Source organism: Pseudomonas sp. GW821-FHT07E12, from assembly GCF_058986605.1.
Genome location: NZ_JBYSVX010000037.1, coordinates 18,003 through 35,803, shown reverse-complemented (window position 1 = coordinate 35,803; position 17,801 = coordinate 18,003). Strand labels below are relative to the sequence as shown.

The window sequence follows — 17,801 nt, the reverse complement described above, 5'->3', positions numbered from 1 at the left end:
CTCAGGCAGCGAATGGCACGTCGCGCAGCAGCGCGGCGACCACATCGTCGGCACTCTTCTGCTCGGCCTCGGCGGCGAACGACAACAGCAGGCGGTGACGCATCACCGGCGCGGCCAGCGCGAGCACGTCCTCGCGGGTCGCGGCGAAGCGGCCGTGCAGCAACGCGCGCGCCTTCGACGCCAGCACCAGCGACTGCCCGGCGCGCGGACCGGCGCCCCACTTCACCCATTGCCGCACATGCTCCGGCGATTGCGCGCCGGGCCGGCTGGCGCGCACCAGGCGGTTGATCCAGTTCAGCAGGTCCTCGCCGACATGCACGTCGCGCACGTGGTGCTGCAACGCCTGCACGGCGGCCGCATCCATCACCTTCGGCACCTGCGCGCTGTGCGAGCCGGTGGTGTGCAGCAGGATGTCGCGCTCCTCGGCCTCGCTGGGATAGTCCACGCGCACGTGCAGCAGGAAGCGGTCGAGCTGCGCTTCCGGCAGCGGATAGGTGCCGGCCTGCTCGATCGGGTTCTGCGTGGCCAGCACGAAGAACGGCGCCGGCAGCGAGTAGGTGGTGCCGGCATAACTGACGGTGCGTTCCTGCATCGCCTCCAGCAGCGCCGCCTGGGTCTTGGGCGGGGTGCGGTTGAGTTCGTCGGCCAGCAACAGGTTGGTGAAGATCGGCCCGGGCTGGAAACGGAAATGCCGATGGCCGGTGCCGTGGTCTTCCTCCAGCAATTCGGTGCCGAGGATGTCGCTGGGCATCAGGTCGGGCGTGAACTGCACACGCCGGAACTGCAGCTCCAGCGCCTGCCCGAGCGAGCGCACCAGCAGGGTCTTGCCCAGACCGGGCGCACCTTCGAGCAGGCAGTGGCCGCCGGCGAGCAGGCCGATCAGCAATTGTTCGACCACCTCGCCCTGACCGACCACGGCCTGGGCGAGCGCGCCGCGCAGTTCGCCGAGTTTGGCGAGCAGGGGGGCGAGGGTGTGTTGTTCGGGGGAGGTCATGGGGGCGTCTCGTCTTCGTTTTTGTGGGAGGGACTTCAGTCCCGACGCGCTTCCCCGGGGAAAGCCCGTCGGGACTGAAGTCCCTCCCACAAGTGCAAGTGGGATCTCAGCTATTCAATGCATACATCACGATGTTCACCGCGAACCTGGTGTTGTCCTCGGCCAGGAAGCGCTTGTTGCGCCAGTCGTAATCCCATTCGCAGCCATAGTCCTTGTTGCTGTAGAGCACACCGAGCCGGCCATCGATCTCGATGCCCTTGAGGTAGTCGTGCACCAGATCGTCCCCCCAGCCGTTGAGCTCGAAACCCGTTGCCGGCGGCCCATCGGGAAACTTGAAGAAGCTGCTGTAGATCGGATGCCGGTTGGACAGCTTCTTCAACGCGGTCTTGCCGAAGATCGCCGCCATCTGCGCCTCGAACGACTTGGCGAACAGTCCGTCGATATCGTGATTGCAGTCATCCACCAACACGAAACCGCCGTTGCGCACATAGCGCTCGAAATTGCGCCGCTCGGCCGGGTTGAATTCCACCAGCTTGTGCCCGGCCAGGTAGCAGAACGGCGCTGACAGCATGCGCGGATCGGCCAGCGGCAGCACGTGCTCGACCGGATCCACGCGCAGTGTGGTGTAGTCGATCAACGAGGTGATCAGGTTGGACGGCATGCGCGCATCCACGTCCCAATCGCCGGAGTCGTACTTCAAGCGGGTGAACCAGAAGTCATAGCGCGCCGCCTGCGCCCGCGCCGGCCACGGCAGCGCCAACGCGGCCGCACTGCCGAGCACCGAGCGTATGAATTGCGAGCGCGTCATTGCCAATGTGGGGCCACCCTTGCAGGTTCAGGCGAACAGCCCCCTTTGGTAAAGGGGGCGCGGCGACAGCCGCGGGGGAATCGGAAAGTCCGAAGCAGGGGCCCAAGGTTTTGCACGCAAAACCTTGGGGGCATTCATGCGTAGCAGGGATGCCGTGCCCTCACACCGCGTCCGACAACGAGGTAAACGTGAAATCACGCAGGCGCATCGGCGGAATCATCATCAGGAAGTTGGACTCATCGCCGGACACCCGCACCGGCCGGCCCAGCTCGTCGATGTTGTTGAGCATGATCACCGGCGACTCGTTGAAGCGGAAGTTCTTCACCGGGTATTTGATCTGGCCGTTCTCGATGTAGAACGTGCCATCGCGGGTCAGGCCGGTCAGCAGCACGGTCTGCGGATCGACCATGCGGATGTACCAGGTACGCGTGACCAGCACGCCCTTCTCGGTGGTACGCACCAGATCGGCGATCGACTTGTCGCCGCCGGCCATCAGCAGATTGCCGGCCTCGCCGACCGCACGCTTGCCGCTCTTCTGCGCCCAGTAACGCGAGTAGTTGAGGTTGACCACCTTGCCGTTCTCGACCAGCGCCATCTTCTCGCGCGGCAAGCCTTCGTTGTCCCACGGCATCACCGGCGCCTGCGGGTTCCACGGATCGGCGGTGATGTTCAGGCGCGGGTCGTAGATCTGCTCACCGAGCTTGTTGCCGCCGCCCTTCTTCGACAGGAAGCTGCGGCCCTCGTCGGCCATGCGCGCGTCGAAGAAACGCATCATGAAACCGATCAGCCCTGCCGCTGCCGCCGGCTCCAGGATCACCGTGTACTTGCCCGGCTCCAGCGCCTTGGCTTCGGACGACTCGCTGGCCTTGCGCATCGCGATGCCCACGTCCTGGTCGGCCTTGAAGTCGGCCGCGTCCTTCAGATTGCGACCGACCCAGCCCGAACCGCGCCCGTCCTCGGTACGCACCGTGCAGGTGAAATCGAAGTTGGTACCGCGCTGGTAGCCGAAGTTGCCGTTGCTGTTGGCGAACGCCTCGAAGCTCTGGCCGTCCTCCAGGAAGCCGGCGGCGATCAGGCCATCGCCCTTGCACGGGCCGATCGAGTCGGCGGCCACCTTGGCGCGGAACTCCGGCGTGACCGCGGCAGTGGATTCGCTGAAGGTCGGGCTGGCCGTGTAGTTCTGCTTGGGCACGGCCGGCACGAATTCCGGATTCTCCGGCGCCAGCTTCGCCAGGTCTTCGGCGCGACGCACCACGCGTTCCAGCGAGGCATCGTCGAACTCGTTGATGGTGGCGGTGCCCACGCGCTTGCCGAATGCCACCTGCACCGCCAGCTCGGTGTTGTCGACGATGCCGCTGGTGGACACGTTGTTGAGGGCGAAACGGATGTTGCCGTCGATCGAGCCGGACAGCGATGCGGTGCACTCGTCGGCCTTGGACAGCGCAATGACCTTGTCGAGGATGGCCTTGGCCTGCGCTTCGGTGAGGATGCTCATGGAATCTCCTGGGTAGAGCGGAGCGTGCTCCGCTGCTCTTCGTTCTGAATGGGTTGAAAGGCAAAGCAGCGGAGCAGGCTCCGCTCTACATGCGGATCAACCCAGGCTGCGCGCGGTGTTGATGACGTTGATGCCGTTGAAGCGCGCCGTGGATGAGCCGTGCGAGACCGCCGACACCTGCATCGGCTGGCCCTTGCCGTCGAAGAACGAGCCGCCCATGCGGTAATCGCGCTGATCGGCCACCGCCACGCACGAATTCCAGAACTCCGGCGTGCGGATCTGGTAGGCGACGTCCTCCAGCATGCGGGTGATCTTGCCGTTCTTGATCTCGTAGAACAGCTGCCCGCCGAACTGCGCGTTGTAGCGCTGCTGGTCGATCGAGAACGAGCCGTCGCCGATGATGTAGATGCCGTTCTCCACGTCCTTGACCAGCTCGGCCACGCTCAGCGGCGTGGTACCTGCGGCCAGCGACACATTGGCCATGCGCTGGAACTGCACGTTGCTCCAGGAATCGGCATAGCAGCAGCCGTCCGATTCGGTCTTGCCGAGGATGTGGGCCTGATCGCGGATGGTCTGGTAATCGACCAGCTTGCCGTCGCGGATCAGATCCCACTGCTTGGTCTTCACGCCCTCGTCGTCGTAGCCGACCGCGCCGAGGCTGCCGGGCTGGGTCTTGTCGGCGAAGATGTGCACCTTGTCGCTGCCGTACTGGAAGTGCGCCTTCTGCTTGTCCAGCGTGGCGAAGCTGGTGCCGGCGAAGTTGGCCTCGTAGCCGAGCACGCGATCCAGCTCCAGCGGATGCCCGACCGACTCGTGGATGGTCAGCCAGGTGTGCGACGGATCGAGCACCAGGTCGTACTTGCCCGGCTTCACCGACGGCGCCTTGAGCTTCTCCTGCGCCTGCTTGGCAGCGGCGATCGCGTCTTCCTTCATGTCGTAGGACATGCCGTAGTTCACCACGCCGTTGGGCGTGACGAACTTGCCGGAAGCATCACCGTCCAGGTACTCGAAGCCCAGCCCCATCGGCGCCGACAGCCCGTCGCGGGTACGGAACTTGCCGCTGGCCTTGTCGATCGCGGTCACCGACATCGGTGCCCAGATGCGGTGCACGTCCTGGTCGATGTAGGAGCCGTCGGTGCTGGCGAAGTACTTCTGCTCGTTGACCAGGAACAGCATCGAATTGACGAAGTTGGCGCCGGCATTGATCGCCGCCGCGTTCACGCCGAGCAGCAGATCGGCCTTGTCCTTGATCGGCACTTCCATCGCGTTCTTCTTGATCGGCGTCTTCCACGACACCTCGCCGTAACCGGGTGCTGGCGCCAGCCTCACTGGCGCGGTCTGGATCCTGGCGTTGGCCTTGGCGATCGCGGTGGCCTGCTGCGCGGCACGCGCCACGCCGGCCTCGGTCAGATCATTGGTGGCGGCAAAGCCCCACGCGCCGCCGGCGATCACGCGCACGCCGGCACCGGTGGATTCGGTGTTCACCACGTTCTGGACCTTGTCCTCGCGGGTGATCACGAACTGGCGCAGGTAACGACCGATGCGCACGTCGCTGTAGCTCGCCCCCGCCTTGCGGGCGGCATTGAGGGCAGCATCGGCCAGGCGCTTCTTGACGGCCGGATCCAGCGTGGTCAGCAACTGCTCGGCCGCGATGGCCTTGCCGAAGAAGGACGGCACCATCAGGCCGCCTGCAGTCAGCCCGGACAGGGCCAGGAAATCACGTCGAAGCACGGCGATACTCCCCTTGGTTCCGCACATGCGCGCGGAGGTTTTGGTTGGGTGCGCAAGGTGTGGCGGCGCGGTCCCGATTCTTGCGGTGCCGCGAAGAAGCCGTCAAATGACTTTAGACATGGTTCGGTGGGTTTACGCCGGAGTTTTTGTGGGAGGGGCTTCAGCCCCGACGAAGGCTTTCCCGGCAAGGCCCGTCGGGGCTGAAGCCCCTCCCACAGGAGTAGCGAGTCCTCCTACCCCAGCGAACGCGCGGTATTGATCACATTCACCCCATCGAACCGCGTCGTCGCCGAGCCATGCGAGACCGCCGACACCTGGCTCGGCTGGCCCTTGCCGTCGAAGAACGAACCGCCCAGCCGGAAATCGCTCTCGTCGCAGATCGCGCTGACCGAATTCCAGAACTCCGGCGTGCGGATCTGGTAGGCGCCGTCCTCGACCAGCCGCGTCACCTTGCCGTGCTCGATCTCGTACAACAGCTGCCCGCCGAACTGCGCGTTGTAACGCTGCTGATCGATCGAGTACGAGGCGCGACCGTGGATATACAGGCCCTTCTCCACCCCGGCGATCATCTTCTCCACCGACAGCGGCGTCTTGCCCGGCATCAGCGACACGTTGGGCATGCGCTGGAACTGCACCGTCGACCACGCATCGGCGTAGCTGCAACCATCCGACGCGGTCTTGCCGAGGATGTGGGCCTGGTCGCGCGTGCACTGGTAATCGACCAGCACGCCGTCCTTCACCAGATCCCATTGCTTGGTCTTTACCCCCTCGTCGTCGTAGCCGACCGCGCCGAGGCTGCCGGTGCGGGTCTTGTCGGCGACGAAGTTCACCGGCGTGCTGCCCCACTGGAAGCTGCCACGCTTGTCGAGCGTGGCGAAACTGGTGCCGGCGTAATTGGCCTCGTAGCCGAGCACGCGATCCAGCTCCAGCGGATGCCCGACCGACTCGTGGATGGTCAGGAACAGATTGCTCGGATCGATCACCAGATCGTACTTGCCCGGCTTCACCGACGGCGCGGTGAGCTTGGCGCGCGCCTGCTTGGCAGCGGCGACGGCATCCTCGCGCGGATCGTAGGACAACCCATAGCTGATGACCCCGCCGGGCAGATGATGCTTCTGCGAGGCATCGCCATCGAGATATTCGTAGCCCATGCCGACCGGCGCACCGACCCCGTCGCGGGTGCGGAACTTGCCGCTGGCCTTGTCCACCGCCGTGACGGTGAACGGCAGCCACAGCCGATGCACGTCCTGATCGATGTAGGAGCCATCGCTGCTGGCGAAGTACTTCTGCTCGTTGATGCAGAACAGCCGCGAAGCCACGAAGTCCGCACCGGCGTTCTGCGCGGCGGCATTGAGGTCCATCAGCAGCGCCACCTTCTCCTGCAGCGGCACCTCCATCGCATTGCGCTTGAGCGGCGTGCGCCAGCTCGCCTCGCCCACACCCTCGAGCGGCGCCAGTTGCACCGGCGTGGACGCGAGCTTCGCATTGGCGCGTGCGATCGCCACGGCCTGGCGGGTCGCCGTCGCAACACTGTCGACACTGAGCGAATTGGTCGCAGCAAATCCCCACGCGCCACCGGCGATCACCCGCACCCCGACACCGATCGACTCGGCGTTGACCACGTTCTCCACCTTCGCCTCGCGCGTGATCACGAACTGGCGCAGATAACGCCCGACGCGCACGTCGCAATAGCTGGCGCCGGCGGCCTTGGCGGTTGCCAGCGCGGTATCGGCCAGGCGCCGATTGCGCGCGGCATCGGCCGGGACCAGCAGCTGTTCGGCCGCGATCAGCCGCGCATGCGGTAACAGCAGCCCGGCGGCGCCGAGTCCGGAACAGGTCAGAAAAGTGCGACGATCCACGTGGACGAGTCTCCCATCGGGGCGCACCTACCCCGATGCGGCGCGCCAAAGAAGGGACCATCGTTCCCCATGGGCAACCAGGTCAAGTGACCTTGGTCATGTGATCGAGCCGATCTACCTCAGGCAGCACCGGCATGGCGACATTCGTCGCAGCATGCGTCAGCGCCAGAACACTTTGCCAGCCGGGCTGATACTAAGGGTTCCTCCATCATGAATCGCTTACCGTTCCACACAGGGGAAAGGAGTAATTCCGCTTATATGACCCAGCTAGTTCATGGCGCCAGTTCAGCCCGAATAAACGGATCAAGTGCTCTTGGAGCGCAGGCGTTCCTTGACATCATTTAGCGACTTGACGCGTCGCCTGAGCGCGCCAAGTTTTATTGATTCATGCTCCTCCCACATTATCTCAGCGCCGTCCTCCAAAGGGTCATAGATGGGCAGAAGATCGGTGATGCCTTCGAAAATCCACTGAACTGCAACTCCGTCAGGACCTCCCTTGTACGGATCGGTTTCACTTTTTGCCACAGCAACAACCTTACTGTAGGCCTCATCAAGACTATGGGCTCTCACAATGACGGTGTTTTCCCAGGCAAGAAACCTCCCATCGAGATCATTGTTGTCAGGTGCATCAAGCTCAATGAATCGGAGCAAATAACAGCCGACGTACCAGCCAACGGGGGATATGTCGTTTGAGAAATTTGACATGCTGTGATACGGCCTTAGTGCTGGAAAGATCGTTGTGTTCATCATGGTACGCGTTGTGATTATTTAGCGGAAAATAACTTCATGAAGCAGCATAAGTAACTCTCAACGACGAGCACCGGCCTCGAATAAATGCTCAGGGCAATAGGAAACACCCAGAACGGTTCGCTCGTTACAGTTTGACCAAACGCAGGTAATCTCGGAAAGTCCACCACGCGAGTGAACGATGGTGTCAAGAACAAGGGACTTGTGATCAAACGATTCCCAACCGATCTGGGAGGAAATTTTAACAGCTAGTGGTGTTTGATACTTATCCCATGTGTCTACGCGCCATAGCTGTTCGCAAATAGGACAACGAAACAGCGCGACCCAATCACCAGAAGCTATCGGATCGAGACCCTCGGTGAAGCGAGTCCACTGATCCACAATGTAAACGAGCTCAGGAAGATCAGTGCAATTACACATAAGTTATTAACGGGTGAACTGAACGAACCGCGAGCCACATTCGCTTCCATGAGGCATTAGACAGCCCTGCGTTGCTCTGAAGCGAGCCGCACGGCGAGCCCCGCGAGCACGGTACCCATGAAGTATCTTTGCGCCGCCAGCCAACGCGGGTTGCGTACAAACCAGCTGGCCAGACCGCCTGCGGACAACGCGATGACCGTATTGACCATGAAGCTCACGACGATCTGGGTGAGGCCGAGCGTGATGCTCTGCAGGAAAACCGATCCATGCTCGGGCGATACGAATTGAGGAAAGATCGAAAGATAGAAGACCGCGATCTTGGGGTTGAGCGTATTGGTCACGAAGCCCATCAGAAACAGCCTGGAAGGTGGATCTTCCGGAAGCTGGCGGGCTTCGAACGGGGATCGGGCACCGGGTTTCACCGCTTGCCACGCAAGGTATAGCAGGTAGGCAGCTCCCAGCCACTTGAGAACTTCATATGCCGGGGGAATCGCCAGAAACAGCGCCGTGATGCCGATGGCGGCGGCGAACATGTGAACCAGGAATCCCGTAATCACGCCCAAGAGCGAGATCATCCCGGCCTTCCGCCCCTGGCAGATGGAACGCGAGATCAAGTAGATCATGTTCGGGCCCGGCGTCAGGACCATCAGCAATGCCGCGCCAGCGAAGAGCAGCAGGTCACTTATGGGAACCACGTTTGCTCCTCAATCAACGGGATTGGCCTGGATCGCACCAATCTACCAAATGGACTTCCATCTCCGTGCCTGGCACGTGAGCCGAGCTTTGATAGCGGTGCCGGCTTGCATGAGTTGTTAACGTCCATCCCCGGTTCCAAGCCGCGCACGAACCGATTGAACATAGTCGCCCGAAGCATCGTGAACTGCCGCGCCGGATATCAGGGCCTGGAACAGATCCGGGCCCAGAGAGGCCTGGCCAATCTGCTCGCTGAGCTGGAGGATCTCGGCCTGGATCCGGGAACGAAAGGCGGCCTGCTCTGCTTCGTTGTGACCGCTCCAGATGTATCCCTTGTCGTTGTATGAGGCGGCGGAGCCCAAGGCTCGAAGCAGCTTGCCTGCAAGAACGTGAGCGGAATCGATCATGGGCGCCAGCGCCGAGACGAAGTGGAGTCACAAAGCAGCGTGACCATGGTCAGCCCCCTGCCGGGGATTGTTCCGACACACGGATGGAGATGACCTGGCGTACCCAACGGGCTGGACGCCCATCGCTGGGGACGACCAGCCGCCACCGACCATCCGACGCTGGCAAAGACTGGCCATTCTCGCGATCAGCGAGCAGCACCAAGGTGTTTCCGAGCGTGCGGTCCAGTTCGGCCAGGCTGAACACCACGTTGTATCCGTCGGCTGCGGTGATGGTCAGATAGGTTCCGAGTTGCTTGCCACGCAATGACTCGACAGGCGAGACCCCGGCGGCGGCGAGGACCGAGCGCAGGTCATATCCCTCGTAAAGAGCGGTCTTGCCATGCGTCGTGCCGGAAGCTGTCTGCCTTGGCAGCGGTGCCAGCAGCGGTGCCGTGAGATCGACGGTGCGTCCGTCAGCCAGGATGATGGATACGGTCGAGGGCTCTGCGGCCACTGCCGTCGTGCTGACGAGAAGAGCAAGCACCAGGAGCAGCGTTCGCATGGATGTCTATCCAGAAGGTTGGTGTTCGAACTGCGCGACCAGAGGTTCGAGCCGCACAGCCGAGGATAACCCTGAGCATTTCACGGCCCAAGTGCCATCGATCGAGGTGGTCCGCTCGACGGGAGATCAGTCGTGCCGACTGACCAGGAATCGATCCATGGCCGGCCCGGCGAAGATGAAGAAGAGCGGGACAGCTGCATAGCAGGCCAATGCGACGGCCACCGCAACAGGCGCAACGGCGATTGCACCCGCATAGACAAGGACAGGCGCCGCATGGGCCACCGCGGTGCGGGACCGCTGCCCCGGAAGCAGCGCGGTGGGCTCGTTGCGAGCGCGCGTACCGTACAGCCAAAGCGCCACGCCGAGCAGGTTGGCAAATATCAGGGTAAGGCCATACAGCTGGACGGCCTCGACGTCGCCATGCGTGGCGCCGATCAACGCCGTCGGATAGGGAATGAATGCCACAACCATCAGCAGAGCGAGATTGATCCAGAGCAACACGCGATCGACCGCCTTGACGTGATGAAGCAGCCGATGATGTGCCACCCAATAGCTTCCGATCACGGCAAAACTCAAACCGAACGCCATCATCCTGGGAAGCGCATGCAGGATCATTTCCCGAGCATGCGTGGCACCTTCTTCGGGCCGCAATTCAAGCACCAGCAAGGTGATGACGATTGCAAACACCCCATCGCTGAATGCCTCGAGACGTGTCTTGGACATCGGGACGCTCATTTGATCTCCGGGTCAGTGGGAATCAGCGGTCTCTGCATGCCTGGATCAAACCGGACTGTGACACGACGTCGGTTCAAACGCATTGTCAGGCACCGTCGCCACGAACTCCACCCACCCCGTGCGCTGCTTGAGGTGACAAAGGATTCCTGAGTCTCCGCTCCCGCACGATTCGATAGCCACCCGACAAATAATTTGGAAGCGCGTTGGGATGATCGTCAGTGGCGGTATGAAGCCATACCTTCGGTGCTCCGGTTGCGAACGCCTGCTGCGTCGCGATAGTCAGCAGATCACGACCCAGACCTCGGCCTCGATACGGCGGAAGCAGACCGAACCCCTCGATCTTCACGCCTCGAGTGAGCCGCGTGAGTTCGAAACACCCCGCGTCCTGCCCCGAAACCCGTGCGATCCAGAAGGAGACATTCGGTTGTTGAAGATGCTTGTGCCACCGCGCGAGATCCCAGCGACTACGCTCGGTCCAGAAACCAATGCCTACCTGTGCCCAGAGATGCTTGCACAGAGCCACGTCCTGCCGTTGTGCAGGGACTATCTCCAAGCCCTTTGCTCGAGACACCTTCGGCCGGAACGTGGCCGGTGTGCATTCGAGCATGAAGCTGCGGTGATCCATCAGCAGTACCCAACGCTTGCGTTAGAGCGTGTCATGCAACGGTGTCTGCCCGGATGAATTGACGACGCTCAACGCCTCAGCCCCACCGACCAAACAACAAAGGGAATCCAGATCGGGACGACCACGAGCGCTCGGGAAGCGATGCTACGGTACGGAACCCGACGCGCGAATGCCACAAGGACTGCAAGCACGGGCAACAGCACGACCTGCTCGATGAGCAGGTTGCGCCACAGATAATAGTTGTCCAGCGTCAAACGACCTGCACTGGGAAGGACGCCAAAGGGCAGGGAGACGTCCGGACTGTGCAGTGGCCATAGCAGAGGCACGGGATGAGCCCCTACCAACAGATCCAGAAGGGGGTGAGAAAGGCCGGCAGCCAAAAGGCCGAGAAATGGCACACTGGCCAGATGATGCCGACGCAAGTAGCCGGTACATAGCCAAACGAATGCAGCAGTAGCCAAGGAAAACACGAACGAATGGGTTATACGCGGAGTGGGTATGGCCTGGAACAGCCAAATGGCGAGATAGTCCAAGTCCGGGCAGATCGCCAGGAAGACAAACGCAGGAAGCGCCCAAAGTGTCTTGCGCTCATCGAGGCGGTTGTAAGCCAGAAAGACAGCGGCGCCAGCAGCCGCATGACCTATGACGGACGACATACTGTCCTTGGGCGCTAACGCCATTAATTGAATTGAACCGGACTGCGATGCAGCGTCGGCATTAACCGCCATGCCAACGCCAAGGTTGACCAAGCCGACCATGCGACGTTCTCCACCTGCCTGGGGTCTGACTAAGGGAGGGTTGGGCCGTACTTGGAACATGAAATTGCCGTGGCTGCCTACCTGCTGATGCTGTCAGGCACCGTGAACTCAACGTTGTCTGCGCTGGCAGTGCCGTTCTTGAGGCCCGGATACTCGAGCCACTTCATGGCGACGTTGAGTTCGTGGATCACAGTCTCGGCCTCGATCATCAACCCACTGTCAAGTTGCATTGACTCAGTCGTGTGTGCGTCCTTGACGAGCGTAAGGTCGTATCCGCGATCCAGCGCCGCGTACGCGGTGGCCCGAATGCACCAGTTGGTTGCTGCGCCGGCGAGCACGATGTGGGTGGCACCAAGACGGGCCAGTTCGGATTCGAGGGAAGTCCGCTCGAACGAAGAGTTGTACTTCTTCTGTATCAACACCTCTCCCTCGGCGGGCACGAGCTCTGGGACCCACTGCCACTGAACCGAACCCGTGGGAAGTTCCTGGCTCGAGTGCTGGACCCAGATCACCGGTACCGCTTCGGCTCGTGCGCGTTCGACGGCGCGTGAGACGTTCTTGATGATGCGCTGCGCCTGCCAGGCTTCTTTCATGACACCAACCTGCACGTCTACGACGAGCATGACGGACCTGTTGCCTTCACGTACCGTTGCCATCGCGTTTTCTTCCAACTGGATAAGAAGTGGGGTCATCGATGAGCCAGCCGCGATGTGGCTTCGTGCGGCCTGACGCTTCAATCAGGTCCGCGACTTCTTACGACGGTTGGCGAAGATCATATACGGCCAGAATCCGGCCATGGCCAATCCAAGGACCGTGCCGAACAGCACGCGAATGACTCCCAACCCTGGGTTGGACCATGCCATGCCAATGAGTCCGAGCCCGAAGATCATCATGGGCCCGCCGAGAAAGACGAGTGCGAAGGCCTTGACTCTGCTGCTTGTGCGGGAGTCTTGCAGCTTTCCGGCTATGTCAGCGGTAGCAAAGTGGATTTGAAGCGGGTCAACCGTGGAACGAGCTGCGTCGAGCTTCGGCGATGGCGCGGTCTCGACAGGCTGGTTCAAGTCCATTTCGGGCGCAGCGGGCTGAATCAGCTCGTCGAGATTGGTGCGGCGGACAAGTTCCTGGAGTTTCGGGTCCATGTGTACTCTCCTGAGCAGCTAACGTCTGAACCAAGCCGGCTCGCGAAGCGGCGTCGGCTTGAATGAATTGTTAGGCACCATCATCTATCCGTATGACTTGCGCCGTTGATGAAGAATCCGACCAGGCCCAAACCATCTTCACGACGCGTCACCGTAAGCTTCATGTCCCCAGAGTCGAACGTGCCGTTGGTCAATCTGACTTTGTAGTTGAGCGTGTAGTAGTCACGACCTGCGTCGTTGCCCGCCAGTACCGCATTAGAGAAAGCAGGGTCGCTAATGGCACCCATAAGCGGATAGAGCTTGTTGAGCTGAGTAACCAGTTGGGCGTGAGTAAGTTGAGCCTTGGCAAGGCTGTCAAATTTGTCGTACATCCCGGCATCGTCCTTGGCGTTGTACAGCTTCACCATCTCTTCCGCCATGGCGTTTGCCTCAGCCTCAGAAATTGCAACTTTCGCGGTCGAAGCAGGTGCACCAATAGCGGCATCATAAGGTCGGAGGATGAGGCAGCTGGTCAAGCAGATATTCAGTACGAGCAAGCCTACGACAGTAACGCCGAATATCTTTGATCTTCCGACAAACATAATATCCCCTGTAGTAAATAATTTATTAGTCAATCCGAGCCGCGAAGCGGGTTCGGCCTGATGAATTGTCAGACCTGCACGCGATCCTGGTCATTGACGATCCACTGCGAACGTCCGGAATGGGTGCGGTCATGGAAGTAATGGTGATTCTTGTGACGGATGGCGTCAATTGCCGCCCGAGCGTCTTCAACGGTCTTGGGATCGTCGTGGTGCAAAAGCGCGGCCAGCATGGGCATTGCGTCCTGTCGAAGCGAGTATGCGCAAAGGCTGCAGGCGCGGTATCGAACTATGGTGGATTTGTCATTAAGTGCGGCAACCCCCAGTTGGAATGCGGCCTCTGACACTCTGGCGTATCGAACTGAATGAAAAACTAAAGATGCTCGACCTTGCCATTTCCTGGCTTTTGGATAGAAAGCTGCGAGGTATGGCACGACGTTGGCGCCGAGTGCCTTCAACTGGAGCCAGGCAGCCTCTTCGTCGACGGACCTGGAAGTGTCCAGCGCGCTGACAAGCGCTTGAATCTCTAATTCGTCCATATGATCTCCATGCAGGTCCGGCACCTGAGTCAAGCTGGTCCGCGAAGCGGCATCGGTTTGAATGAATTGTCAGGCCGTATGTGGGAGAAACGTGCAGTCCTTGGGAAGATCAAGGATGACATGTCGCATGCCAGTGCCGGAACGGTCAGCCGTGAACCTTCCTATCTCGATGACATCGGCAGTGCGCAAGTTGAATAGGATATTGATACCTGAGTTGTATGGCTGGCCTGCAGTATGGCCAGGATCATCGAACTGAACGCTGATGTAGTATGGAACGATGGACTCTTCGTGATACCAAGAACCGGTGACGAAAATATCGCTTTGGCGCGTTGAGCGGATTAAGCGAGTGACACAGTTAGGAAGATCATTGAGGTGTACCCCGGATCGAAACTGGACACTGAGCGTGGAGGTGCCAAGCCCGGAAACCTTGAGCGAAACGGGTCCCAACGGAGCTGGAATCTCCGGGATTGATCCATTCGAGCGGATTGTCAGTATCCTGTCCTGATGCGCGCTGGCGGTACTGGTGAAAATCGCGAATAGCATCAGTAACGAGCGAAAGCCGTTCATGCGGCAAACCGCATTGCGAAGCAGCGTCGCCTTGAATGAATTGTCAGGTATCAGTGCCATCGCCGGGAATGTCCTTGAGGCCTGCTTTGTGAAGAGCAGTGTTTGCACGAAACCGAGCACGCCCGCAATGTTCCCTGATCTCATCTGGGGTGAAGTTGTTGCAGGTGCAATGGGACGCCAGGCAACGGAGATCCTCCACGTCCAGCCATGGGGCGACGCGATCGAGTGCCATTTCATGGGATGGGTCAGGTGGATGCACGGGCTTGGGGTTCTTGTTCACGAGGCCTGACATCTTGATTAAGTCGAGCTGTGAAGCGGGTTCGGCGTGAGTGGATTCCTAGGCAGCATACCGACACGCTTCACGAGCGAGTGTCGCTGGCAAGTTGGAGCAGCCCGTTGAAGAAGGCGATGGTCATATTGATGTCATCCTGGGTTTCGCCATCCCAATCTTCAACGGCGAGCGCCTCTGCCTTTAGCGCCGCAATCCGGGCATGGATCTCCTGAACTTCCTCGGGACCACATTGAGCTGCAATCTCCCGCCACTTTGTTTTGGGTATGCGCTGCCATGGCGCGAGGTCTGCCTTTGCTTCCAGAAGAATGGACTGTAGGTTGCTCATCATTGCCGCTTGACGTCGGAATCAAGCCAATCCGTGGAGCGGCTTTGGTTTGAATGAATTGTCAGGTGCCAACACGTGGAACCCCTCCCGAAGAAGCCAGCCGCTCGATTGATCTTGCAAGCGGAGGATTGCTCAAGGCTCGAACAGAGACGCAATGAGCACAGCGTTTGTTGAAGTACAGGAAAAGAATGCCCTGCTGCTCCCGCACCCGCAGAATCGCGGCCCAGCTCTGCTTCAGTTCAGAGGTGGAACCGAGGACCTGCAACCCATCAGCGTCGAACTGGTACGCGTATGGGCCGCGAGCACGATCAGCCCGGTGCGCATTGAAGGTGTTGACGAGAAACATAAACGGGACAAAGCCAAAGCACCCAAGCAGCGCGAACCAGCCCATGATGGGGTTGTCAGCTGCTGGCACACCAAGCAGGAGCAACACGATGCCGAAAACAGGAAAGAAGCTGAGCCAGAACAGGGCAACGGGCGAACCGAGTGTCAGCAGCCAGGCGGCCCGAGGCCGCTCCGCATAGGTGAGCGAGAACCTGGCTTCAATTGGCAGTGATGTATCCATTGGCACCTAAGTCGTGCCGCGAAGCGGCATCGGCCTGAAGAATTGTTAGCCCTCATGCTGCAGGGCTGTCCAAACCGCCTCAATAATCGCCATGGATGCATCATCGGGATGACAGCCCTTGCCGCAGGCCGACTCGATGAGTTTGCTGTTCCCACGCCAGAGCCCATAGTGGTTGCGGATGCCCATGCCCCAGCCGCGGTGGAACATGATCAGGTCGTCCTTCTCGGTCTTGCGCAGAATGGCCTTATCCTCCTCAGACAGCGAGCGCAAGATGTCCGCGACGGCCGCTTGAACTGTGGTGGGCCAGGTCTCAGGGCCCAAATCCGGCCCGTCTTCCGCCAAAAGTGGACCAGCGGAGGAAAGAAGAACCAAGAGCAGAAGTAGTTTCTTCATGAGGGCTAACGCCTGAATCAAGCCGGCCCGCGAAGCGGGTTCTGCTTGGATGAATTGTCAGGGCTCATCTGCCGGTGCCCAATCCGTAACTGCCAAGAATCGCTCCGACTCCGGAGTCTTCTCAAACGCGCTGCCCTCCGGGGCGCCCAAAAACGGGACAATGCTCGGGTCGTAGTTCGCGATGGTATTGACGTCATAGACTGCATGGTTGTTTGAGTCGCCCATGTACGCGTCATCCTCAAAGCCGGACATAAAGCGCCAACCACTATCGATATCGCTGTCTGGCGCCTGGCGATACATGAAGCGAACGGGACAACCATCAACGGTGATCCTGTCCGTGGCAATGCATCCGCCATAGCCCTCGGCCAAGGGCTTGATCTGATCCTTGGATAGCCGGAACTGCTTGGTCATGAGCCATAACGTCCTAGTCAAGTCGAGCCGCGAAGCAGTTGAATGAACTGTTAGATCTGTGCGTCATGGTGGTTGCCGTACGGGCTTCTGAGCCAATAGTGGCAATGAACGCAGAAATCCGCATGCTCTGCCGTTCCGCGCTGCACGGCACTGATTGGTGATTGTTGACAGTTGGGACAACGCAATGTGCCCCTGTCCACGAGCTGTGTAATTACAAGGGCGACTCCAACACCAAAGAAGAGCCCAACAGTGGTGGCACTAGGGGCATAGAATATCCATGCGCCAAGCGGCACTAAGGCGAGAAGCAAGAATAGCTGCGCCTTGCCGATGCCCTGCTTGCGTTGGGTAATCTGTGCTGCCCAGGCGTCGAAGACTTTTGGGTCGTGAGTCGCCCGATAGTTCTTCACAGGTTAAGCGCCTGAATTAGACCGCGCCGCGAAGCGGCGACGGCTTGAACGAATTGTTAGGGCACAGCTGCTGTTGCGCCGCGGCCGAGCATGTACTTGATGGCATGTGCTTGGCTACCAAGAACGAGAACTATAGGTGCAAACCAAGTTAACGCGTAGTGCCAGAAGTAGCCGTCCTTATGGTCAAGAGCCGCCCAAAGAAGGGCGAGTAGAGTGGCGCCGATGAGGGTTGGAAGTGCGTATGCGCGTGTGGCCGCAGAACGTGATCGAAGCACGAGCCAGATGATAGACGTGATGCTTATAAGCCACGCAATTGGGAAGATGATCTCGACACCCATGGTCCGCGCCCTAACGCCTGAGTTAAGCCGACCCACGAAGCGGATTCGACTTGAATGAATTGTTAGGCCGCACCTGATTGTTCAGATGAGCCATCTGCCGACCAGTAATGCCAAATGCCAGTCTTAACACCATATGCATAAGAGCCTTCCGCGGCAAGTTGCCCACTAGCGTGGTAGTCCCGCCATTGTCCATGCACTTTGCCGTGCTCGTATGTACCCTCGGATGCCATCGAGCCATCTTCGTGATATGCACAGAACAGGCCGTGACGTACCCAAGTTGAGCCATCGACCGATAAGTAGCGAGAGTACCGAAAGCGAACTACACCAGATGGGTGCGGAATCTCTGCAATGTGGAGATCTGCCATAGCGGCCTAATGCCTGAATTAAGCTGACCCGTGAAGCGGGTTCGGCTTGAATGAATTGTCAGGGCGCAG

The 17,801-nt window shown here is 60.1% G+C and carries 22 protein-coding genes; all 22 read right to left on the bottom strand.

Going from position 1 to position 17,801, the window contains the following annotated elements:
• Position 1: 1 nt before the first annotated feature.
• The 22 genes from AC3WJE_RS17420 to AC3WJE_RS17315 all read right to left on the bottom strand — a co-directional run bounded on the left by AC3WJE_RS17420 (position 2) and on the right by AC3WJE_RS17315 (position 17,732).
• Positions 2 to 994 (bottom strand): AAA family ATPase, encoded by a 993-nt coding sequence (locus AC3WJE_RS17420; protein ID WP_493732084.1) that lies wholly within the window; start codon positions 992 to 994, stop codon positions 2 to 4.
• Between the two features lie 106 nt (positions 995 to 1,100).
• Positions 1,101 to 1,802, bottom strand: a complete 702-nt coding sequence (locus tag AC3WJE_RS17415) for a DUF4159 domain-containing protein (protein WP_493732083.1) — start codon at positions 1,800 to 1,802, stop codon at positions 1,101 to 1,103.
• A gap of 160 nt (positions 1,803 to 1,962) precedes the next feature.
• The gene (locus AC3WJE_RS17410) at positions 1,963 to 3,297 is read right to left on the bottom strand and encodes a TldD/PmbA family protein (RefSeq protein ID WP_493732082.1); all 1,335 of its coding nucleotides are present in this window, start codon (positions 3,295 to 3,297) and stop codon (positions 1,963 to 1,965) included.
• A 96-nt stretch (positions 3,298 to 3,393) separates the two neighbouring features.
• Complete coding sequence (locus tag AC3WJE_RS17405) at positions 3,394 to 5,028, bottom strand: TldD/PmbA family protein (RefSeq protein WP_493732081.1); 1,635 nt, start codon at positions 5,026 to 5,028, stop codon at positions 3,394 to 3,396.
• 233 nt (positions 5,029 to 5,261) lie between these two features.
• On the bottom strand, positions 5,262 to 6,887 hold the full coding sequence (locus AC3WJE_RS17400; protein ID WP_493732080.1) for a TldD/PmbA family protein: 1,626 nt from the start codon (positions 6,885 to 6,887) through the stop codon (positions 5,262 to 5,264).
• Positions 6,888 to 7,190: 303 nt separating this feature from the next.
• Positions 7,191 to 7,634, bottom strand: a complete 444-nt coding sequence (locus tag AC3WJE_RS17395) for a DUF4288 domain-containing protein (protein ID WP_493732079.1) — start codon at positions 7,632 to 7,634, stop codon at positions 7,191 to 7,193.
• 476 nt (positions 7,635 to 8,110) lie between these two features.
• The gene (locus AC3WJE_RS17390) at positions 8,111 to 8,749 is read right to left on the bottom strand and encodes a LysE family translocator (RefSeq protein ID WP_493732078.1); all 639 of its coding nucleotides are present in this window, start codon (positions 8,747 to 8,749) and stop codon (positions 8,111 to 8,113) included.
• Positions 8,750 to 8,866: 117 nt separating this feature from the next.
• Positions 8,867 to 9,154: a hypothetical protein gene (locus AC3WJE_RS17385; protein WP_493732077.1), complete on the bottom strand. Its 288-nt coding sequence runs from the start codon at positions 9,152 to 9,154 to the stop codon at positions 8,867 to 8,869.
• A 49-nt stretch (positions 9,155 to 9,203) separates the two neighbouring features.
• Positions 9,204 to 9,695 carry a molybdopterin-dependent oxidoreductase gene (locus AC3WJE_RS17380; protein WP_493732076.1) on the bottom strand — a complete coding sequence of 164 codons (492 nt, stop codon included), beginning with the start codon at positions 9,693 to 9,695 and terminating at the stop codon, positions 9,204 to 9,206.
• Positions 9,696 to 9,821: 126 nt separating this feature from the next.
• The gene (locus tag AC3WJE_RS17375) at positions 9,822 to 10,418 is read right to left on the bottom strand and encodes a TMEM175 family protein (protein ID WP_493732075.1); all 597 of its coding nucleotides are present in this window, start codon (positions 10,416 to 10,418) and stop codon (positions 9,822 to 9,824) included.
• 97 nt (positions 10,419 to 10,515) lie between these two features.
• Complete coding sequence (locus tag AC3WJE_RS17370; protein WP_493732099.1) at positions 10,516 to 11,037, bottom strand: GNAT family N-acetyltransferase; 522 nt, start codon at positions 11,035 to 11,037, stop codon at positions 10,516 to 10,518.
• Positions 11,038 to 11,123: 86 nt separating this feature from the next.
• Positions 11,124 to 11,813, bottom strand: a complete 690-nt coding sequence (locus AC3WJE_RS17365) for a metal-dependent hydrolase (RefSeq protein ID WP_493732074.1) — start codon at positions 11,811 to 11,813, stop codon at positions 11,124 to 11,126.
• A gap of 77 nt (positions 11,814 to 11,890) precedes the next feature.
• Positions 11,891 to 12,505 (bottom strand): isochorismatase family protein, encoded by a 615-nt coding sequence (locus AC3WJE_RS17360; RefSeq protein ID WP_493732073.1) that lies wholly within the window; start codon positions 12,503 to 12,505, stop codon positions 11,891 to 11,893.
• Between the two features lie 45 nt (positions 12,506 to 12,550).
• Positions 12,551 to 12,952, bottom strand: a complete 402-nt coding sequence (locus AC3WJE_RS17355; protein ID WP_493732072.1) for a hypothetical protein — start codon at positions 12,950 to 12,952, stop codon at positions 12,551 to 12,553.
• A gap of 80 nt (positions 12,953 to 13,032) precedes the next feature.
• Positions 13,033 to 13,467, bottom strand: coding sequence for a hypothetical protein (locus AC3WJE_RS17350; protein ID WP_493732071.1), 435 nt, complete (start codon positions 13,465 to 13,467; stop codon positions 13,033 to 13,035).
• Between the two features lie 134 nt (positions 13,468 to 13,601).
• Entirely contained in the window at positions 13,602 to 14,069 is a 468-nt protein-coding gene (locus tag AC3WJE_RS17345; protein ID WP_493732070.1) for a hypothetical protein, read from the bottom strand.
• Between the two features lie 69 nt (positions 14,070 to 14,138).
• On the bottom strand, positions 14,139 to 14,873 hold the full coding sequence (locus tag AC3WJE_RS17340; protein ID WP_493732069.1) for a hypothetical protein: 735 nt from the start codon (positions 14,871 to 14,873) through the stop codon (positions 14,139 to 14,141).
• A 122-nt stretch (positions 14,874 to 14,995) separates the two neighbouring features.
• Entirely contained in the window at positions 14,996 to 15,253 is a 258-nt protein-coding gene (locus AC3WJE_RS17335) for a hypothetical protein (protein WP_493732068.1), read from the bottom strand.
• Between the two features lie 61 nt (positions 15,254 to 15,314).
• Complete coding sequence (locus AC3WJE_RS17330; RefSeq protein ID WP_493732067.1) at positions 15,315 to 15,818, bottom strand: YcxB family protein; 504 nt, start codon at positions 15,816 to 15,818, stop codon at positions 15,315 to 15,317.
• A 45-nt stretch (positions 15,819 to 15,863) separates the two neighbouring features.
• Positions 15,864 to 16,211, bottom strand: coding sequence for a DUF6794 domain-containing protein (locus tag AC3WJE_RS17325; RefSeq protein WP_493732066.1), 348 nt, complete (start codon positions 16,209 to 16,211; stop codon positions 15,864 to 15,866).
• Between the two features lie 57 nt (positions 16,212 to 16,268).
• A complete protein-coding gene (locus AC3WJE_RS17320; RefSeq protein WP_493732065.1) occupies positions 16,269 to 16,622 on the bottom strand; it encodes a DUF2185 domain-containing protein in 354 nt (117 codons plus the stop codon).
• Between the two features lie 807 nt (positions 16,623 to 17,429).
• Positions 17,430 to 17,732, bottom strand: coding sequence for a toxin-antitoxin system YwqK family antitoxin (locus AC3WJE_RS17315; protein WP_493732064.1), 303 nt, complete (start codon positions 17,730 to 17,732; stop codon positions 17,430 to 17,432).
• Positions 17,733 to 17,801: the final 69 nt, after the last annotated feature.